At 71.5% G+C, this 19,743-nt stretch carries 9 protein-coding genes and 1 pseudogene; 4 read left to right on the top strand and 6 right to left on the bottom strand.

Annotated features, from left to right (window positions below; genetic code table 11):
• Positions 1–161 precede the first annotated feature (161 nt).
• From NON19_RS10950 to NON19_RS10940, 3 genes are all read left to right on the top strand, one after another.
• The gene (locus NON19_RS10950; protein WP_255926775.1) at positions 162–668 is read left to right on the top strand and encodes a DUF6912 family protein; all 507 of its coding nucleotides are present in this window, start codon (positions 162–164) and stop codon (positions 666–668) included.
• 43 nt (positions 669–711) lie between these two features.
• Entirely contained in the window at positions 712–1,365 is a 654-nt protein-coding gene (locus NON19_RS10945) for an HAD family hydrolase (protein WP_255926773.1), read from the top strand.
• Between the two features lie 373 nt (positions 1,366–1,738).
• Positions 1,739–6,694: an NAD-glutamate dehydrogenase gene (locus NON19_RS10940; protein WP_255926771.1), complete on the top strand. Its 4,956-nt coding sequence runs from the start codon at positions 1,739–1,741 to the stop codon at positions 6,692–6,694.
• 287 nt (positions 6,695–6,981) lie between these two features.
• On the opposite strand, the gene NON19_RS10935 is transcribed toward NON19_RS10940, so the two are convergent.
• The gene (locus NON19_RS10935; protein WP_255926769.1) at positions 6,982–8,523 is read right to left on the bottom strand and encodes a hypothetical protein; all 1,542 of its coding nucleotides are present in this window, start codon (positions 8,521–8,523) and stop codon (positions 6,982–6,984) included.
• A gap of 354 nt (positions 8,524–8,877) precedes the next feature.
• Between NON19_RS10935 and NON19_RS10930 the strand changes: the two are divergent.
• Positions 8,878–9,900 (top strand): annotated as a pseudogene (locus tag NON19_RS10930) (acyltransferase family protein); the annotation flags it as partial.
• Between the two features lie 16 nt (positions 9,901–9,916).
• Here NON19_RS10930 and NON19_RS10925 read toward each other — a convergent pair.
• The 5 genes from NON19_RS10925 to NON19_RS10905 form a co-directional block, all read right to left on the bottom strand.
• Positions 9,917–12,331, bottom strand: a complete 2,415-nt coding sequence (locus NON19_RS10925; RefSeq protein ID WP_255926767.1) for a bifunctional glycosyltransferase/CDP-glycerol:glycerophosphate glycerophosphotransferase — start codon at positions 12,329–12,331, stop codon at positions 9,917–9,919.
• 115 nt (positions 12,332–12,446) lie between these two features.
• A complete protein-coding gene (locus tag NON19_RS10920) occupies positions 12,447–13,322 on the bottom strand; it encodes a carbohydrate ABC transporter permease (protein ID WP_255926765.1) in 876 nt (291 codons plus the stop codon).
• On the bottom strand, positions 13,319–14,680 hold the full coding sequence (locus tag NON19_RS10915; protein ID WP_255926763.1) for a carbohydrate ABC transporter permease: 1,362 nt from the start codon (positions 14,678–14,680) through the stop codon (positions 13,319–13,321). The genes NON19_RS10920 and NON19_RS10915 overlap by 4 nt, the downstream gene beginning before the upstream one ends.
• A 6-nt stretch (positions 14,681–14,686) precedes the next feature.
• A complete protein-coding gene (locus NON19_RS10910) occupies positions 14,687–16,048 on the bottom strand; it encodes an ABC transporter substrate-binding protein (protein WP_255926761.1) in 1,362 nt (453 codons plus the stop codon).
• 254 nt (positions 16,049–16,302) lie between these two features.
• Positions 16,303–19,449 carry an FtsK/SpoIIIE domain-containing protein gene (locus NON19_RS10905; protein WP_255926759.1) on the bottom strand — a complete coding sequence of 1,049 codons (3,147 nt, stop codon included), beginning with the start codon at positions 19,447–19,449 and terminating at the stop codon, positions 16,303–16,305.
• Between the last annotated feature and the right edge of the window lie 294 nt (positions 19,450–19,743).

Below are 19,743 nucleotides of genomic sequence, written 5' to 3'. Positions count from 1 at the left end.
TGGCGCACCGGATCGACAGCTTCCGGGGCGGTCGGGGCGGTTGGCCGGGCCGGGGCACACCGCACGAAGGGGGACCTGCGGCCCGCGCGGGTGACCGGCCGCGCGGGGTGCGACCGTATGCTGAGACCGTTCCTCATCGGTACGGCCACGGAGCGGCAGCGATGCGCGTCTACATCCCCACGACCCTGCCCGGACTCGCCGAGGCGCACAAGGCGGGCGAGCTGGGTTCGGCACCGCTGGACGCGTACGCGGTCACGCCGGCGCTGCGCGAGTGGTACGTCTCGGATGACATCGAGGAACTGGAGTACGCCGCCTTGTCCCGGGCGGCGCAGGCCAGCCTGCGGCTGCTGGCCGGGGACGCCGCCGCAGCGCGCCGTCGCGTGGTGGTCGCGGTCGACGTGCCGGACGCAGCGGTGACCGTCGATCCGGACCGCGGTCTGGACCCGGCCGCCTTGGGCGTGGTGCGCCTGGTGGCGGCGGTGCCGCTGGCCAGGGCGGCGGCGGTGCACGTGGACGCCGGGGACGCCGAGCCGGATGTGGCGGCGGCCGCCGAGGCGCTGGGCGCGGCGGACGCGGGCGATGACGACGCGCGGTTCGTGGTGGACGGGGCCGAGGACCACGAGCTGCTCTGGTACGCCACGCAGGAGATCCCGGCGCTGATCGGCTGAGCCCACGGCCCGATTGTCAGACCCCGCCGGTACCGTCTTGGGCATGACGGCTCACCTGGTCTGGGACTGGAACGGGACTCTGCTCGACGACGTCGACGCGGTGGTCGAGGCGACGAACGCCTCGTTCGCCGAGATCGGCCTGCCGTCGATATCCCGCGAGAGGTACCGGGAGCTGTACTGCGTGCCGGTGCCGCGGTTCTACGAGCGGCTGACCGGGCGGCTGCCGACGCAGGACGAGTGGTTGGTGATGGACGCGATATTCCACCGCCACTACTGGGCGCTGGCCGGTGGTTGCGGTCTGGCCGCCGGTGCCGTGGAGCTGCTGGCGGCGGTCGTCGAGGCGGGGCGCACCCAGTCGCTGTGCTCGCTCGCGCCGCACGACCGGCTGGTGCCGCTGGTGCGCGAGCACGGCATCGAGTCGCACTTCGTGCGGGTCGACGGCCGGGTGGGGCGGTCCGGTGAGGGCAAGGCGGAGCATCTGATACGTCACCTCGCGGCGCTCGACGGGGTCGAGCCGCGGCGCACGGTGGTCATCGGGGACGCGGTGGACGACGCCACGGCGGCGGCCGCGGCGGGCGTGCGGGCCGTGCTCTACGCCGGGGGTTCCCATTCCAGGGCCAGCCTGCAGGTGGCGGGTGTGCCGGTGGTGGACAGCCTGGCGGAAGCGGTGGAGACGGCGCATCGGCTGGTCGGCTAGGTCAAGGCGGCTCAAGCGGAACCGGCTGTGGCGGTGGTGGGCCGTGGCGGGGGTCGGCGACGTGGACACGGTGTCGACATCGACCTGTGTCTTTGTACATAAAAGGTCGCTGACAGCTTCCCCGTCGGGAGAGATAGCCTTAGCTCCGTGATCAGCGCGATAGCCATCGGGGGCGACGGAGCCCCCGCGTGTCCGGGGCGGCACCACGCCCGGGTCGCCGCTGACCGTTACATCCGGGTCAAATCCTGGGACAACCGCCCGGACACCCCTCTCCTAGGCATAACGTCGTTCCCGAACGGCAATCCCGCGCTGGGGCGATGTGCCACCACACCCATTGACGTCACGCAACGGCGCGCGACAGGAGTCACAGGACATGCAAACCAAGCTGGACGAAGCCAAGGCCGAGCTGCTCGACCGGGCGGCACGGGTAGCTGAGAACAGCCCGGCGGAGGGAGAACCTGGACCGGGCCTGGATACGACCGAGGCCGTCCAGACGTTCCTCCAGCGCTACTACCTGCACACCGCCGCCGAGGACATCGTGGACCGCGACCCGGTCGACGTCTACGGCGCCGCGCTGTCGCACTACCGCCTCGCGGAGGTCCGTCCCCAGGGCACCGCCAACGTGCGTGTGCACACCCCCTCCGTGGAGGAGAACGGCTGGACCTGCAGCCACACCGTCGTCGAGGTCGTCACCGACGACATGCCGTTCCTCGTCGACTCGGTCACCAACGAGCTGTCCCGCCAGGACCGGGCGATCCACGTCGTGATCCACCCGCAGGTCGTCGTCCGCCGCGACGTCACCGGCAAGCTGCTGGAGATCCTCGGCACCAGCAACCTGGTGGAGGCCGCCAGCGCCGAGCTGCCGGGTGCCGAGCTGCCGCACGACGCCTGCGTGGAGTCCTGGATCCACGTCGAGGTCGACCGTGAGACCGACCGCGAGGACCTCCACCAGATCACCTCTGACCTGCGCCGTGTGCTCTCCGACGTCCGCGAGTCCGTCGAGGACTGGCAGAAGATGCGCGACGCCGCGCTGCGCGTCTCCGACGAACTGGCCGCGAGCCCGCCGCCGCTGCCCGACCAGGAGGTCAGCGAGGCCCGCGAGCTGCTGCGCTGGCTCGCCGAGGACCACTTCACCTTCCTCGGGTACCGCGAGTACCGGCTGGCCACCGAGCCCGGCCCGGACGGCACCCCCGAGGACGTGCTGACCGCGGTGCCCGGCACCGGCCTGGGCATCCTGCGCTCCGACCCGCAGCACCGGGTCAGCGAAGGCGGCGGCCCGGCCTCGCCGTCCTTCAACCGGCTCCCGACGGACGCCCGCGCCAAGGCACGCGAGCCCAAGCTGCTGATCTTGACCAAGGCCAACAGCCGCGCCACCGTTCACCGCCCCTCGTACCTCGACTACGTCGGCGTGAAGACGTTCGACGCCGACGGCAACGTGACCGGTGAGCGCCGTTTCCTCGGACTGTTCTCCTCGGCCGCCTACACCGAGTCGGTCGCCCGGATCCCGGTGATCCGCCGCAAGGTGCAAGAAGTGCTCTCCGGGGCGGGCTTCACCCCCGATAGTCACGACGGCCGCGACCTGCTGCAGATCCTCGAGACCTACCCGCGCGACGAGCTGTTCCAAACCAGCGCGGACGAACTGCGTCCGATCGTCACCAGCGTGCTGTACCTGCAAGAGCGCCGCAGGCTGCGGCTGTTTCTGCGCAAGGACGAGTACGGCCGCTACTACTCGGCGTTGATCTACCTGCCGCGGGACCGCTACACCACCGCGGTGCGGCTGCGGCTGACCGACATCCTCAAGGAAGAACTCCAGGGCCGCACCGTCGACTTCACCGCCTGGAACACCGAATCGGTGCTCTCCCGGCTGCACTTCGTCATCCGGGTCGCGCCGGGCACCCAGCTGCCCGAGCTGACCGACGCCGAGGTGGACCGCATCGAGGCCCGGCTGGTGGAGGCCGCCCGCTCCTGGGAGGACGGCTTCAACGAGGCGCTGGCCGCCGAGTGCGGTGAGGAGCGGGCCGCCGAGCTGTCCCGCCGCTACGCCCACGGCTTCCCCGAGGGCTACAAGGCCGACTTCACCCCGCGCACCGCCGTCGCCGACCTGCAGCACCTCGAACAGCTCAAGCCCGAGGGCGACTTCACGCTGTCGCTGTACGAACCGGTGGGCGCCACCCGCGGCGAGCGCCGCTTCAAGATCTACCGCACCGGTGCGCCGGTGTCGCTGTCCGCCGTACTGCCGGTGCTCCAGCGGCTGGGCGTCGAGGTGGTCGACGAGCGCCCGTACGAGGTGAAGCGCTCCGACCGCACCAGGGCGTGGGTGTACGACTTCGGGCTGCGCCTGGACCGCAGCGTCGGTGACATCGGTGATGACGCCCGCGAGCGGTTCCAGGAGGCGTTCGCTGCGGTGTGGACCGACCAGGCGGAGAACGACGGCTTCAACGCCCTTGTGCTGCGCGCTGGTTTGACCTGGCGGCAGGCGATGGTGCTGCGCGCGTACGCCAAGTACCTGCGGCAGGCGGGCGCGCCGTTCAGCCAGGACTACATGGAGGAGACCCTCCGCACCAACGTCCACACCACCCGGCTGCTGGTCAACCTCTTCCAGGCCCGGATGTCGCCCGAGCACCAGCGTGCCGGGATCGAGCTGATCGAGGGGCTGCTGGAGGAGCTGGACGGCGCGCTGGACCAGGTCGCCTCGCTGGATGAGGACCGGATCCTGCGGTCGTTCCTCACCCTGATCAAGGCGACGCTGCGCACCAACTACTTCCAGCACGACGCGGACGGCAATCCGCACCCGTACCTGTCGATGAAGTTCGACCCGCAGGCGATCCCGGACCTGCCCGCGCCGCGCCCGGCGTACGAGATCTGGGTGTACTCGCCGCGGGTCGAGGGCGTGCACCTGCGGTTCGGCAAGGTGGCGCGCGGTGGCCTGCGCTGGTCCGACCGGCGGGAGGACTTCCGCACCGAGGTGCTGGGCCTGGTCAAGGCGCAGATGGTGAAGAACACCGTCATCGTGCCGGTGGGCGCCAAGGGCGGCTTCGTCGGCAAGCGGCTGCCGGATCCGGCGGTCGACCGGGACGCCTGGCTGGCCGAGGGCATCGCCTGCTACAAGACGTTCATCTCCGGTCTGCTGGACATCACCGACAACATGGTCGGCGGCGAGGTCGTGCCGCCGCACGACGTGGTCCGGCACGACGGGGACGACACGTACCTGGTGGTTGCCGCCGACAAGGGCACCGCGACGTTCTCCGACATCGCCAACGAGGTCGCGATCTCCTACGGCTTCTGGCTCGGTGACGCGTTCGCCTCCGGTGGGTCGGTGGGCTACGACCACAAGAAGATGGGCATCACCGCCCGCGGCGCCTGGGAGTCGGTCAAGCGGCACTTCCGCGAGATGGGCCACAACACCCAGGAAGAGGACTTCACCGTCGTGGGCGTCGGTGACATGTCCGGTGACGTGTTCGGCAACGGCATGCTGCTGTCCGAGCACATCCGGCTGGTCGCCGCCTTCGACCACCGGCACATCTTCATCGACCCGGACCCGGACGCGGCCACCTCGTACGCCGAGCGGCGCCGCCTGTTCGAGCTGCCGCGCAGCAGCTGGGCCGACTACGACAGCAAGTTGATCTCGGCGGGCGGCGGGGTCTTCCCGCGCAGCGCCAAGTCGGTCACCATCACCCCGCAGATCCGCAAGGCGCTGGGGCTGGCGGGCAACGTGGCCAAGCTGACCCCGGCCGAGCTGATGAAGGCGGTCCTGCAGGCGCCGGTCGACCTGCTGTGGAACGGCGGCATCGGCACATACGTGAAGGCCTCCACCGAGTCGCACGCCGACGTCGGTGACAAGGCCAACGACGCGATCCGGGTGGACGGCGCCGACCTGCGGGTCAAGGTGGTCGGCGAGGGCGGCAACCTCGGTCTGACCCAGCTGGGCCGTATCGAGTTCGCCCGGGCCGGCGGCCGGATCAACACCGACGCGATCGACAACAGCGCCGGTGTGGACGCCTCCGACCACGAGGTGAACATCAAGATCCTGCTCAACGCGGTGGTGACGGACGGCGACATGACCGTCAAGCAGCGCAACCAGCTGCTGGCGGAGATGACCGACGAGGTCGGCTCCCTCGTGCTGCGCAACAACTACGCGCAGAACGTGGCACTGGCCAACAGCATGGCGCAGGCGGCGAGCCTGCTGCCCGCGCAGCAGCGGTACATCCGCCGCCTGGTGCGGGAGGGCAAGCTGGACCGGGCCCTGGAGTTCCTGCCCACCGACCGGCAGATCCGTGAGCGGCTCAGCGCCGGCCAGGGCCTGACCGACCCGGAGACCTGCGTCCTGCTGGCCTACGCGAAGATCACCACGGCCGCGGAGCTGATCGGCACCTCGCTGCCGGACGACCCGTACCTGCGCGAGCTGTTGCACGCCTACTTCCCCAAGCCGCTGCGGGAGCGGTTCGCCGCACAGGTCGACGGGCACGCGCTGCACCGCGAGATCATCACGACGCTGCTGGTCAACGACACGATCAACACCGCCGGTACCACGTTCCTGCACCGCATGAAGGAGGAGACCGGCGCCTCGACCGAGGAGATCGTGCGGGCGCACACCGCGGGCCGCGCGATCTTCGACCTGGCGCGGATCTGGGACGAGGTGGAGGCGCTGGACAACGTGGTGGCCGCCGACGTGCTCACCCGCGTCCGGCTGCACTCGCGGCGCCTGGTCGAGCGCGGCACCCGCTGGTTGCTCAACAACCGGCCGCAGCCGCTGCAGATCACCGAGACCATCGGCTTCTTCAGTGAGGGTGTCGCCACGGTGTGGGCCCAGCTGCCGAAGCTGCTGCGCGGCGCGGACCTGGAGTGGTACCAGGGCATCCACGACGAGCTGACCGGCGCCGGGGTGCCGGAGGAGCTGGCGACGCGGGTGGCGGGCTTCTCGTCGGTCTTCCCCGCGCTGGACATCGTCGCGGTGGCCGACCGGGTGCACAAGGATCCGCTGGATGTCGCGGAGGTGTACTACGACCTCGCCGACCGGCTGCGGATCACCCAACTGCTGGACCGCATCATCGAGTTGCCGCGGGCCGACCGCTGGCAGTCGATGGCCCGGGCCGCGATCCGCGAGGACCTGTTCGCCGCCCACGCGGCACTGACCCAGGACGTGCTGTCGGCGGGCAACGGCTCGGCGACGCCGGAGCAGCGGTTCGCCGCCTGGGAGCAGAAGAACACGGCCCTGCTGAGCCGGGCGCGCACCACGCTGGAGGAGATCCAGGGCTCGGACTCGTTCGACCTGGCGAACCTGTCGGTGGCCATGCGGACTATGCGTACGCTGCTGCGTACGCATAGCTGAGCAAGAGGGGGTGCGGGGCTGCGCCCCGCGCCCCCACTCCGGGGCTGCGCCCCTGGCCCCCGCTTGGGGGGCTGCTGCGGGGCTGCACCCGGCGCCTCCGTGCGGGGGCTGCGCCCGTGTGCCCCGCTACGGGGCTGCATGCCCTGGACCCCGCTACGGGGCTGCATGCCCTGGACCCCGCTTCGGGGCTGCGCCCCTGGGGGCCGGTGTGGGAGCTGCGCCCCGCTACGGGGCTGCGCGCCTCCGCGATTGGGCTTGCGCAGCGGATGAGTGGCAACTCCCTGGGCTCAACGGGATGTTGAGCCCAGCCGTACCAGACGTTCGCCTGACTTTGGGTTTGTTGCTATCACCTTGCCGTCGGCGGGGAGTGGCTGGCCGTTGTCCAGCAGGGCCCACTTGGCGTGGTAGCGGGTGGCCACCAGCCGCTGGACGGCGGGGGTGGCGTGCGGGGAGAAGTAGACGCGGACGTCGTGGCCGCGGCGGTTGCGGACTTCCACGGGGAGTGACGGGTCCGGCCAGGCGCCGGAGACCAGGAAGGCGCCGTACGCGGGCAGCACATGGGTCGCGCGGTAGTCGTCGCTCAGGACGACGTCGCCGACGGAGATGTGGTCGGTCGCCCAGCGGTAGCTCGACCAGGTGGCCAGGTGTTGCAGATGCGGGATCTGGACGATCGACCCGGTCTGCACGGCGAGGCCGATCGCCGCCGCCCCGGCCGCGACCGCCGCCATCGCCCTGCGGGCCAGGCCCCACGGCCTGGCCCGCACCAGCTCCACGGCGAGGGCGAACTGCGGGGGGAACAGCAGCAGCCCGAAGATCCGGCCGTAGGTGTAGCGGCCGCTGAACCAGCCGTACGACGCGATGGCGATGTCCGCCAGCCACAGCACCGGCAGCGGGTCCAGCCGGTGCCGTCGAAAGCGGAGCCACAGCGCGGGCACCCCGACCAGGCTCAGCCCGTACCAGGTGATCAGCCGCCGCCCGTACAACTGCTTGTGGAACTTGTCGACGGTGGTGTCCCCGGCGAGCGCGAAGACGTCGTAGTACGGCCAGGCGACGGTCACCACGACCCCGGCGGCTACGGTGAGCGCCCAGCGGGCGGCGACCGCGCGGTTCCAGTCCCGCTGCCAGCCGATGACGATCGCGGCGATCCCGGCGGCGGCGCCGATGGACGTGATCGGGTGGATCAGCAGGATCAACCCCATGCACACACCGATCGCCGCATGCGTCAGCAGCCCCGCGCGGGCGCGTGCGGTCCGCGCGGTCAGCGCCCAGGTGTGCAAGGTCAGCGCGATCGCGAACGTTGACGGGAACGTCGCGTTCCGGGTGAGCGCCCCGGGGTTGAGGAACCCGCTCCAGGCGGCTGGTCGGATCCCCCACAGCAGCATCGTCGCGGCCAGCGCCAGCACCGGAACCCAGCGGTTCCTGCTCAGCGTGCGGGAGAAGGCGGCGATGCCGGTCAGGAAGAAGGCCAGGTTGACCGGCGCCCACGCCTTGAGCACCTGCCAACCGGCCAGCCCGGTCACCTTGGCGATCAGCCCCAGCACGACGATCAGCGGCGAGTAGTACGGGCTGTTGTCGCCGGAGAGGTCGACCAGCGGGTTGGCCGGGCGCAGCGGATCGGCCTTGATCCGTTCGATCGCCGAGGCGTGCTGGCCGAAGTCGGAGATGATGTTGTTCCGCCAGGCGAGGACCGTGATCAGGACCAGGAAGGCCGTCGCGAGCAGGGCGTAGGGGCTCGGCCGCCAGCCCGCCAGCCGGGCGGTGCCGCCCGGCCGCGGTGCCCGCTGCCCGGCGCCCGCAGTGCCGCCGTCCGTCGTCAACACACCCGTCATGCACCCTCCCGTACGTCCTCGGGGCGCACCGCGGCGCCCACCGACAATGACCGCGCGCGGGTTACGGGCAGGAGGCCAACGGGCCGCCGCCAGCCGACGACAGGGGGTCGGTTTCGAGGTCGGCCGGTTTCCGTGCGGCATGAGCCGGGCCCGGGGCGCCGCGATCGGGTTTCGGCGCGCCGCGAGCCGGTTTCCGTGTGGTCCGAGCGGGGTAGTGCGTTGGTTCGACAGGGTGGGTTTTACGCCGGGTTTCGGCGCGTCGTCCAGCGGTCACTCAATAGGGCGGATTGACGGGTGCGCCGGTTTCGGGGGCCCGCCCGTTACCTCCGAATGGCCTGATTAGTCGTATGAGTCATGTCACCCGTAGGGGTTATCCGGGCCCGCCCCCTTGCGAACGGGGGGTGGGTGCTCACTAGCGTCTTCACAGTGACCACAGCCGACACTTTGCAGAAGAACGGATCAGTCTCCGGGACGCCGGAGGTGGAGTCCCCGGCGCGGCCCGCGGCGGCTAGAACCCGGCCGCAGCGTGACCCGTTCTTCGACAACGCGAAGTTCCTGCTGGTGGTCCTGGTCGTCATCGGTCACAACTGGTATCCGCTGATCAGCCACACGCGCGCGGTCAAGGCCGCGTACCTGGTCGTCTACTCCTTCCACATGCCCGCGTTCATCCTGCTGAGCGGGTACTTCTCACGGAGCTTTGAGGCGCGTCCGGAGCAGGTCCGCAAGCTGATCAAGACGGTCCTGGTGCCGTACCTGATCTTCGAGACGTTCTATCTGGCGGTGGTCGCCGAGGCGGACGGCCGTCCGTTCAAGATGGATCTGACCTACCCCAGTTATCTGTGCTGGTTCCTGATCGCGCTGTTCGTGTGGCGGCTGACCACGCCGGTGTGGCGGGCGATGCCGCAGCCGCTGCTGGTGTCGGTGCTGGTCTCGGTGGTCGCCGGGTTGACGGACGTGAGCACCGATCTGGCGCTCTCCCGCGTGCTGCAGTTCCTGCCGTGGTTCGTGGCGGGCCTGTTGATGAAGCCCGAGCACTTCCGGTGGCTGCGGCGCCGCACGGTACGGCTGTGGGGCGCCGCGGCGCTGGTCATCGCGCTGCCGGTGGCGTACATCCTGGCGCCCGCCGCCAACGCCGACTGGCTGTCGATGGAGTACGGCGCCACCGATCTGCACGTCGGCGTGATGGAGTACGTGGCCATCAGGGCCGCGCTGTTCGCCGCGGGCGTGGTGCTGGTCGCCGCCGCGCTGGCGCTGGTGCCCACCCGCCAGTTGTGGCTGACCGCGCTGGGCACGGTGACGATGTACCCGTACCTGCTGCACGGGCTGATCGTGAAGTCCGCGCAGGCCAACGGGTTGTACGACCTGGTGGCCAACTCCGGCCCGCTCGCGGTCATCACGTTGACGGCCGGAGCGGTCGCGCTCGCGCTGCTGCTGACCACTCCGCCGGTGCGGAAGATCGCGCGTTGGGCGGTCGAGCCGACGTTCCCGCGCCCCCGCCAGGTGTTCGGCCGCTGAGGCCGCCGACCGGCTCGGTACCGTCCGGCCCGGTGCCCCGCGAGGGGCGCTGGGCGGCCCGCTGAACGCCGTCCGCGCACTCGCCGGGCGGCGGGGCCGGGGTGCGGTCCGAAAGCGGCAGTACCGGCGGCAGGCCGTCCGGCTGCCGCTCGTCCAGGAACACCCGCCGTACCACCCGCTCCGCCGCGTGGCCGTCGTCGTACCGGCAGAAGCGCGCCCGGAACGCGGCGCGCAGTTCGGCCGCGCGCGGGCCGCACCACGCGCCGCTGGTGAACGCCTCGGCCAGCGCGTCCTCGTCCTCGGCGACGATGCCTGGCGGCTCGGTGGTGATGTCGAAGTACGTGCCACGGGCCGCCCGGTAGGCCGCCCAGTCCCCGGCGTGGATGACGATCGGCCGGTCCAGGTTGGCGTAGTCGAACATTACGGACGAGTAGTCGGTGAGCAACCCGTCGGCGGCCAGGCAGAGTTCCTCGATCGAGGGGTGCCCGGAGACGTCGAGGACGGTCGCGCCGTCGGCTGAGGCCGTTGTCAGTGGCTGTTGATAGAAGTAGTGGGAGCGGACCAGCAGGACGAACCGCGGGCCCAGCGCGCGGGCCAGGCGTTCGAGGTCCATTAGCGGGAACTGGCCGCGGCGGTAGTCGCGGTGGGTGGGTGCGTACAGAAGGGCGGTGGTGCCGGTGGCGATACCGAGGCGGTCGCGGATCCGCCGCACGTCGTCCGCGCTTGCGCGGTACAGGGCGTCGTTGCGCGGATAGCCGTACTCCAGCGTGGTGTACGACGCGGGGTAGGCGCGTTCCCACACCAGGGTGGAGTGGCGGTTGGCGGACAGCACGTAGTCCCAGCGGTCCGCGTGGGCCAGCAGCCGGTCGAAGTCGGTGCCCGCCGCGGCGGCGGGGTACTCCTGAAGGTCCAGGCCCATGTGCTTGAGCGGTGTGCCGTGATGGGTCTGCAGATGGATCTGGCCGGGCCGTTTGACCAGCCGATGGGTGAAGTTGACGTTGTTGACCAGGTACTTGGCCCGGGCCAGCGCCGTCCAGTAGGCGGCGGAGCCGGGGTGCAGGCGCCGTACGCCCTCCGGGAGGGTGTGCGCGAACTCGGGGGTGGTGATCCATGCGGTACGGATGTGCGGGGCCAGTTGGCGCACGGCGGCCTCGATGGCGGCGGGGTTGCACGAGTAGCCGCGGTTCCAGTAGGCGGCGAACACCGCCAGGTGGGGGTCGATACGCCGGTGGGCCTGGAGACGGTAGTGGGCCAGAAGCAGGGCCGCCCGCAGCTTGCGGTACGCCGTCCGGGCCGCGCCGCGCGCCGCGCGGCCCAACTGGTCGACGCGCCACAGCAGTCGGTAGGTCCGCCCGGCGCCGAGTCTGGTCAGCAGATACCGCACCGAGCTGCGCCGGGACGCCGCCGGGCGCCGCTGCGCGGGGCGGTGGCGGCGGTACTGGGCGCGGCAGCGGCGGAAGAACTCGGTGCGGGCCGAACGCGGCAGCCTGCCGGGTGAGTTGTAGACCGTGCCCAGATGGTCCAGCATCCGCTCGAACAACACCGGCCGCCATCGGGCCAGTTCGGGGTGCTCGTCGAGGAAGGCGAAGACCCGGTCGTACTGGTCGAAGATGTCGAAGTGGCGGCGGCTGGTGGTGGACAGGATGTTGCCGCGCCGCCGCTGCCGGTAGTGCAGGCAGACCCGGTCCAGCACCGCGATAGATCCGGCGGCCAGCAGCGTGGGGTACGTCCAGGGGGTGTCCTCGTAGAAGCCGGAGGGGAAGGCCAGGCCCAGCCGGGCGATGTACTCGCGGCGGTACGCCTTGTTGCAAGCGATCATCAACAGCCGTAGCAACTCGGGGCGGTCGTCCAGGGTGAACACCGGCGGTCCGGCCTGGCCGAGGTGGTGTGACAGGGCGTTGCGCTGCGCCTCGCCGGTCCAGTACGTGCGGTCGTAGTCGTAGACCAGCACGTCGGGGTCGCCGGTGCGCTGGAGCCGGTCGGCGATGGCGCGCAGCGCGCCCGGCGCGAAGGTGTCGTCGCCGTCGAGGAAGAGCAGGTAGTCGCCGCGGGCGCGGGCCATCCCGGCGTTGCGGGCCGGGCCGAGGCCGCCGTTGTGCGGCAGGTGCACGGGGACGACCCGGCGGTCACGGGCCGCGAAGTCGTCGATGATCTCGCCGGAGCCGTCCGGCGAGTGGTCGTCGACGGCGATGACCTCGAAGTCCGGGTAGTCCTGGACCAGTACGGACTCCAGGCACTCGGACAGATACGCCTGGACCTGGTAGGCGGGAACGATGACGCTGAAACGGGTCACGGCACATCCCTTCCAGGAAGGAAACTGCTGAGGTCCCTGCCCGGTTACGGCCCCCGCCGCACTCGGCGCGGCGGCCCGGATCCGGACCGCCGCGCCAACCGCCGCCGCCCAGCGCCTACTTGACCGCGCCCGCCATCACGCCGGAGACGAACTGCCGCTGGAAGGCGAAGAACACCACGAGGGGGATGACCATGGAGACGAACGCGCCGGGGGCGAGGATGTCGATGTTGTTGCCGAACTGCCGCACCTGCTGCTGCAGCGCCACGGTGATCGGTGCCGAGTCGCTGTTGGCGAAGATCAACGCCACCAGCATGTCGTTCCACACCCACAGGAACTGGAAGATGCCCAGCGAGGCGATGGCGGGGCCGCCCAGCGGCAGCACCACGGTGCTGAAGATCCGCACTTCCCCCGCCCCGTCCAGCCGCGCCGCCTCCAGCAGTTCCCGGGGGATCTCCGCGAAGAAGTTCCGCAGCAGGAAGATCGCGAACGGCAGGCCGAACGCGGTGTGGAACAGCACCACACCGGTGATCGACCCGAAGATGCCGATGTCGCCGAAGAGCCGGGCCACCGGGATCAGCGCGATCTGCACCGGCACCACCAGCAGCCCGACCACGGTCAGGAACCACCAGTCACGCCCCCGGAAGTCCAGCCAGGCGAACGCGTACCCGGCCAGTGCGCCGATCACCACCACCAGCACGGTGGCCGGGACGGTGATGTAGAGGGTGTTCAGCAGCGAGTGGGTGATGGCCGAGTTGCCCAGCAGCGCGCGGAAGTTGGCGAAGGTCAGCTGCGAAGGGGCGGTGAGGACCCGCCACCAGCCGGAGGCGGCGATGTCGGCGCTGCCGCGCAACGAGGACAGCAGCAACCCGACCGTCGGCATCAGCCAGAACAGGGCGATGACGATCAGCGCGACGCGCAGCAGACCGCCGCCCGCCCGGCTGGCCAGCCGGGCCGCCAGGGTGGTTGCGCTGCGTACCGGGGCGGTGGTCACCGGCGGCGCTCCCTTCTGATCCGGCGGATGTTGAAGACCATCACAGGCAACACGAGGAGCAGCAGCAGAACGGAGATGGCGCTGCCCACGCCCTGGTCGTCACCGCCCCCGAAGGAGGTCAGATACAGCTTGAGGGCCAGCACCATGGCGTTGTTCTGGGTCGCTCCCGGCGCGATGATGTAGACCAGATCGAAGATCTTCAGGACGTTGATCATCAGCGTGACCAGCACCACGACCAGTACCGGCGCCAGCAGCGGCACGGTGATCCGGCGGAAGATCTGCCACTCGCCCGCGCCGTCCACCCGCGCGGCCTCCAGCAGCTCGCGTGGCACACCGGCGAGCCCGGCCGCGATCAGCACCATCGCGAAGCCCGCCCACATCCACACATAGGCACCGATGATCGACGGCGTCACCAGCGTGGGCCCGAGCCAGTCGACGCCGCCGTACCCGGCGGCGAAGTTGGAGGCGGGCAGCCGTAGCCGGGCGCCCGCCGCGGTGGCGGGCAGGGTGAACGTGCCGTCGGCCGCGGTCCTGGCGGACGCCACCACGCGCCCGCCCCTGACCGCCTGGACGGTGACGCCCTTCAGCCCCTTCTCGCCGGGGTCGATCACACCGGGCCGACCGCCGCCGCCCGGCCGGAAGTCCAGCCACACCGTGCCGGTGACACCGCTGCCGCCGCCGCGCGGTGCCGCGGCCTGCTGGGCGGTGGACGGCAGATTCGTCTCCGGGATGCCGACCAGCGGCAGCAGCGCCGGGGTTCCGGCGCGCGCCGTGGAGCGGGTGGTGTACGAACCGCCCGCGCTCGGCGACAGATCGGCGCCGGGGCGCGGTCGGGCGCCCGGGTACACCGAGCTGGGCGAGAACACGTCATGGACCCCGGCGATCGCCGCGTTGGCCACGCCCCGGTTCGGGTCCTGCTCGTAGACCAGCCGGAAGATGATCCCCGCCGCCAGCATGGAGATCGCCATCGGCATGAAGACCACCAGCTTGAACGCCGTTCCCCAGCGCACCCGTTCGGTGAGCACGGCGAAGATCAGCCCCAGTGCGGTGGTGATCGACGGCGCCACCACTACCCAGACCGCGTTGTTCTTGATCGCCGTCAGCGTCCCGGGATCGGAGAAGACCGTGCCGTAGTTGCGCACCCCCACGAAACCGGAGCCGCGCGCGTCATAGAGGCTGCGCACGATCGAGTAGCCGATCGGATAGACCACCAGGGCACCGAGCAGCACCAGCGCGGGCAGCAGGAACAGCGCCGCCACCCAGAACCTGGTGCGCACAACGCCCCTGTGCCCACGGGGTGTTGCGGTCGACGGCGTGCCGGGCCCGGCCGCTTCTGGTGCGACCATCGAGGCGGACATCGCCGGTCAGCCGTTTCCGTACGCCTTGGCGGCATCGGCCTCCAGCGCCTTCTGGGCGCCCGCCACATCGCCGGGGTTGGCCAGGAAGTCCTGGAGGTCCTTCCACTCGCCCTCGCCCTTGGTGCCGCCGAACGCCGCGGGGGCCTGGTCGGACATATCGAAGCGGAAGTCGTCCCCCGCATCGATCAGTGCCTTGGCGATACCCCGGGTCACATCGTCCGGATACACCGAGAGGTCGAGCGACTTGTCGGGGGAGAGGAAGCCGCCCTGCTGCGCCCAGATCCTCGCCGCGTCCGGTGTCGCCAGGAAGGTCAGCAGCGCCTGGGCGCCCTTGGTGTCCTTCAACGCCACCGCGATGTCCGCGCCCACGGTCACCGGCGGCTTGCCGCCGCCGACCGCGGGGTACGGGAAGACCTTGGCGTCGGTGCCGATCTTCGCCTTGGTGTCGGAGGTGATGAACCCGGCGACGAAATCCCCCTCGTACACCATCGCCGCACCGGGCGGATTACCGGTGAACGTCTGGGCGACCGACTTCGGGAAGTCCGTTTGCAGGGCGCCCTTATGGCCGCCCGCGAGCAACTGGTCCTTACCGAAAAGCTGGGCCAGGGTGGTCAGGGCGTCCTTCACCGAGGGGTCGGTCCACTTGATCCTGTGCTGGGCCAACTGGTCGTACTTCTGCGGGCCCTCCTGGCTCAGATAGACGTTCTCGAACCAGTCGGTCAGCGGCCAGCCGTCCGCACCGCCCACCGAGACCGGCGGGACGCCGGAATCGGATATCGTCTGCGCGGTCTTGAGGAAATCCGCCCAGGTCTTCGGCACGCTGACGCCCGCCGCCTGGAAGGCGGCGGTGTTGTACCAGATCAGCGATTTGTTGGCGGCCTTGAACGGCACCCCGTACTGCTTGCCGTTGTACGCGCCCAACTTCTGCCAGCCTTGCGAGTAGTTGGCGGTGAGTTGTGCTTGGACACCGGCGCCGACCGGTTTGATCCAGCCCTTCTGCGCGAACTGGTCCAGCACACCGGGCTGGGCGAGCAGCGCGACGTCCGGCGGCTGGCCGCCCTCGATCTTCGTGCCCAGGAAGGTGGACTCGCTGTCTCCGGTCGGGGTGAAGGTGACCTTGGCGCCGGTGCGCTTCTCGAACTCGGCGAGTACCTTCTCCATGTTCTGCTGTTCCGGGCCGGTCCACACCGCCGCCAGTTCCAGGTGCTGACCGTGGAGATCCGGCAGCTTCACGGAGGACTGGCCGCCCGGTGACTGACCGCCGTTGTCGCTCTTGCCGCTGCCGCTGCCGCAGCCTGCCGCGCCGAGTATGAGTGCGGCCACCGCCGTCATGGCGAGCGCGGCATGAGCCGTGCGCGAGGTACGCATCTGCCCCTCCCCCTGCCTGCCGGAACCGTTCGACAGTCGTACGCCCGCCCCCCGCCCCCCGCAAGGCCGCCTACGCTCCTGAGCGACCGATCGTGACCATGATGTGACGTCAATCTCTCACGTAGGAAAGGCAATTGGCGGCCTAGCAAAGGGCGGAGGGGCGGAGAAAAACCAGACCAGCCACAACCCACCGCAGGACCACAGCAGCACCGCAGAAGAACCGCAGCGCACCGCAGAAGAAGGGCCGCGCACCGTCAGAGCAACGGCACCGGCGAATCAGTGCCAACCGATTCCGCCGCCCGCTGCAGAGCGCTGGCGAGCAAGGCCAAGTCCGTGGGCCCGTTACCGAGTTCGCGAACCGGCCGCCGGGTCGGCGGATCCCCCATCCGCTCCCACTCCACCGGTACGACCGTAGGCCGCAGCGTGGCCGTACGCGGAATCCGCCCGCTCACCCGTCCCGCCTGGAACGGCGTGACCGCGCCGTCGGGCCGCCTCAAGTACCCCCGTCCTGGCTGCTGTTCGCCCAGAGCCGCAGGCTCTTCCACGTGCACCAGCAACACCGCCGACTCCGGATCCTCGGTCCGCAACGCGATCCGCAGCCGCGCACGGTCATCCGCCTCGGTACCGGCCGTCCGCTCCGGCCGCCCGGTGGACACCACCAGGTGAACCCCAAGCCGCGCCCCGGCCCGGGCCAGTGACTCCACCGCCCGCACCACCGACCCCGCCGCCGGGCGGCCCGGGCTGCCCAGCGCGGGAGCGGTCAGCGCGTCGAAGTCGTCCACCATCACCACCAGCCGGGGCAGCTCCGCGGCCCTGCTGCACAGCTTCACCGCACCCTCGGCCGAGGGCCGTTCGGCCCCCTCCGCGTCGGGGCCGGGCGCGGCCAACCGCTGCGCGAACCGGCGCGCGGCGTGCCAGGAGTCGAAGGACTCGCCGTCCAGCAGCTCCTCGCGGCGCTTCAGCTCCGCCGTCAGTGCCTGGGCGAACTCCCGCATACGGGATGGATCAGAGGCGGCCAGATACGTCGAGACATGCGGCAGGTCCGTACAGACCCGTAGCCCCTCGCCGCGTTCCGGCGCGCCGTCGACCAGCACCAGCGCCAACTGGTCCGGCCGGGCCGCGGCAGCCAGCGCCGCCGCCGTAGAGCGCAGCAGCTCGGTCTTGCCCGCGCCCGGGGCGCCGCCGACCAGCAGGTGCGGCCCCTCGGCGGCCAGGTCCACGGCGACCGTGCCCTCCGGCCCGACCCCCAACGCGGCGCGCGGCGCGGCCGGTTCGTCCGTCCAGCGCGCCGAGATCTTCGACGGGGTGGCCAGCGCGAGGTCCAACTGGTCGAGCAGCCGGGCGGTTTCCGGCAGCGCGCTACGCGCCCGGCGCCCCATGCCGTCCGCCTCCCGCAGCGGCGCCAGCGCCCGCCCGAACCGCTCCGCCCAGGCGTGCGAGACCGCGTCGACCACCGCGTGCGCCGGGCCGTCCGGGGTGAGTGTCAGGGTCGTCGCCACATCGCCCGCCAACTGGGCGAGCGCACCGCACCGGGCCGCCAGCCGGTCCGCCGACTCGGCCAGGCACACCAGATGGATCCCGGCCGCCGGACCGGCCTGCGCCAGTCGTGCCACCGACTCGCGCAGCGCGGCGGAACCGGGGTCCGCGTCCACCACCACGACGGTGTACGGACCGGAGCGCTCGGCGGCCAGCGCTGCCACCGTCTCCGGCTCCGCCGAGGGCCAGCCGGTGCCCAGCGGCCCCTCGTCCAGCCGCCGGGCCAGCTCGGCGGTGCGCGCCTCGGCCTGCTCGCGGTCGAACGCGAGCAGCAGGCGGCAGTCCTGGCCGTGCGCCGGACGCAGATGCGGCAGCCAGTTCAGCCAGGACCACTCGTCGGCTCGCTGATCCGCACCCCGGGAGCGGTCCGCGCTGATCAGCACCAGTTCGAGGGTGGCGGGAGAGTGCAGCGCGCACAACTGGGCCACCACCGAGCGGGCCAGACCGCTCAGCCGCGGCCGGGGTCCTACGATCCCCAGCGAGCCCGCACCGCGCAGGTCGACGGTGACGGGCACCGACGGAAGCAGCCCTTCGGGGGTGGGCAGATCGGTACTGCCCAGCCGGATCGCCAGCGCGTCCGGGTGGTCGCAGCCGCGCTCCCACAGCCGTGGTCCAGGGCCCAGCGCGGTCACCAGCACGCTGGCCGGGTCGGGCGCGCGCTCGCGTAGCGCCTCGGCCGCGGCGGCCAGCCGGGCCTGGCCGGAGCGGTCGCGGTCGCCGCGCCCGGCTGTGCGGCCTTGGGCGAGCCGTCGGGCCAGCGCCCCTATGGCTCCGGACAGCCCGCCGCGCGCGGGCGCCGCCTCGCCGAACACGCCGCCTCGTCCGGCCAGCGTCACCGCGTCCCGCGCCACGGCCGCCAGACGGTCACGGGTGGCGGCACGGGAGGTGGGGGTGTCCCCCGCGGGCTCGGGCTCTGCGGGGGCGGCGGGTGCGGTGTCCGGGGCCGGGGGGTGCGCCGGGGCGCCGGGGACCCGGCTGGTGCCGGTGGCGTGTGTGGTGCGGGCGTCGGGGGCGGGTACGGCGGCGGGCGGCCGGGCCGCCCCGGTTTCCGGGGAGTCGGCGCCGCCGTCACCGTCCGCCGCCGTGAACTGGCCTGCGGGCGCGGGCCGTTGAGTGGCTTCGAGCGCGCCGTCCGGCGCCGCCGGACCGGAACCGGGGCCGCCCAGCGGGCCCCGGGGCGCGGGCACCCGTGCGTAGGACCCCGTCCCGTACCCCGTGGCAGACGGCAGCACCACCTGGAGGTGCCCCTCGTTGTCGGGCACCACGGCCAGGCCCGCGCCCGGCCCGTCGGCCGGATCCAGCCGGAGCGTGGACTCGCCGATCCGCAGCAGCGCGCCGGGCGGCAGGGGTATCGGGCGCTCGTCCACCGGGCGGCCGTCGACCCGGGTGCCGTTGGTGGAGCCCAGGTCGGCGACCGTGACCTGGCCGCCGGGATCGACCGTGACCGCGCAGTGCAGCCGGGAGACGTCCGGGTCGTCGATCGGTACGTCGGCCTCCAGCGATCTGCCGATCCGCACCCGGCCGCCGTGCAGCAGGTGCACCCCGCCCGCGTCGGGGCCGCCGATCACCTGCAGCCGGGCGGCGGCCTGCGGATCGTCGTGCTCCGGCTCGGCCGCCGTGTGCACCGACAGCACCGCGCCGTCCACCAGCGGGGGCACACCCAGCCGCGCGCTCTGCGGATCGAGCCGCTGCGCACCCGCGTACAGGGCCACCGCGGAGCCGGACGAGCGCACCGGCTGCCCGGATCCGACACTGGCCGCGAGCGCGCCCGCCACCGTGCCGAGCGCCGTGTCCGCCGGAGCGGTCACGAGCACGTCACAGGCACGGCCGCCGCGCGGCCCCAGGACGGTCAGCCGGATCTGCATCGTCGTCCGCGTCCCTTCTCACCCGAGAAGCCCGGCAGGGGCGCCGTCCCCCACCGCGTCGTACGGGAGGCATCCTCCCACCTGCCGCTGACACTCCGCCCCCGGCGGCCCGCATAACGATCTTGAACGGTCGGCGATCGACGTGTTTCGGATGGATTTCGATCACTGCCGGGACCGAAAGTTCCGTCCCGTGGTGAACGCGGATGCGGTCCGGGACGTTCACCTAACGGTGCCCGGCGTCGGGCAACCGATCGCCGGTCCGTCGCGTCCTAGCCAGAAGCCCCATGTCACGAC

The sequence above is a fragment of the Streptantibioticus rubrisoli genome (assembly GCF_024436055.1).
In the GTDB taxonomy this organism is placed as follows: domain Bacteria; phylum Actinomycetota; class Actinomycetes; order Streptomycetales; family Streptomycetaceae; genus Streptantibioticus_A; species Streptantibioticus_A rubrisoli.
The sequence above is the reverse complement of the archived record's forward strand: the minus strand, read 5'-3'. Positions and strand labels throughout refer to the sequence as shown.

What these genes read in the sequence shown, in the direction of transcription:
- NON19_RS10950 (WP_255926775.1), top strand. Translation starts at nt 162, where the DNA reads ATGCGCGTCTACATCCCCACGACCCTGCCCGGACTCGCCGAGGCGCAC.
- NON19_RS10945 (WP_255926773.1), top strand. Translation starts at nt 712, where the DNA reads ATGACGGCTCACCTGGTCTGGGACTGGAACGGGACTCTGCTCGACGAC.
- NON19_RS10940 (WP_255926771.1), top strand. Translation starts at nt 1,739, where the DNA reads ATGCAAACCAAGCTGGACGAAGCCAAGGCCGAGCTGCTCGACCGGGCG.
- NON19_RS10935 (WP_255926769.1), bottom strand. Translation starts at nt 8,523, where the DNA reads ATGACGGGTGTGTTGACGACGGACGGCGGCACTGCGGGCGCCGGGCAG.
- NON19_RS10915 (WP_255926763.1), bottom strand. Translation starts at nt 14,680, where the DNA reads ATGTCCGCCTCGATGGTCGCACCAGAAGCGGCCGGGCCCGGCACGCCG.
- NON19_RS10910 (WP_255926761.1), bottom strand. Translation starts at nt 16,048, where the DNA reads ATGCGTACCTCGCGCACGGCTCATGCCGCGCTCGCCATGACGGCGGTG.
- NON19_RS10905 (WP_255926759.1), bottom strand. Translation starts at nt 19,449, where the DNA reads ATGCAGATCCGGCTGACCGTCCTGGGGCCGCGCGGCGGCCGTGCCTGT.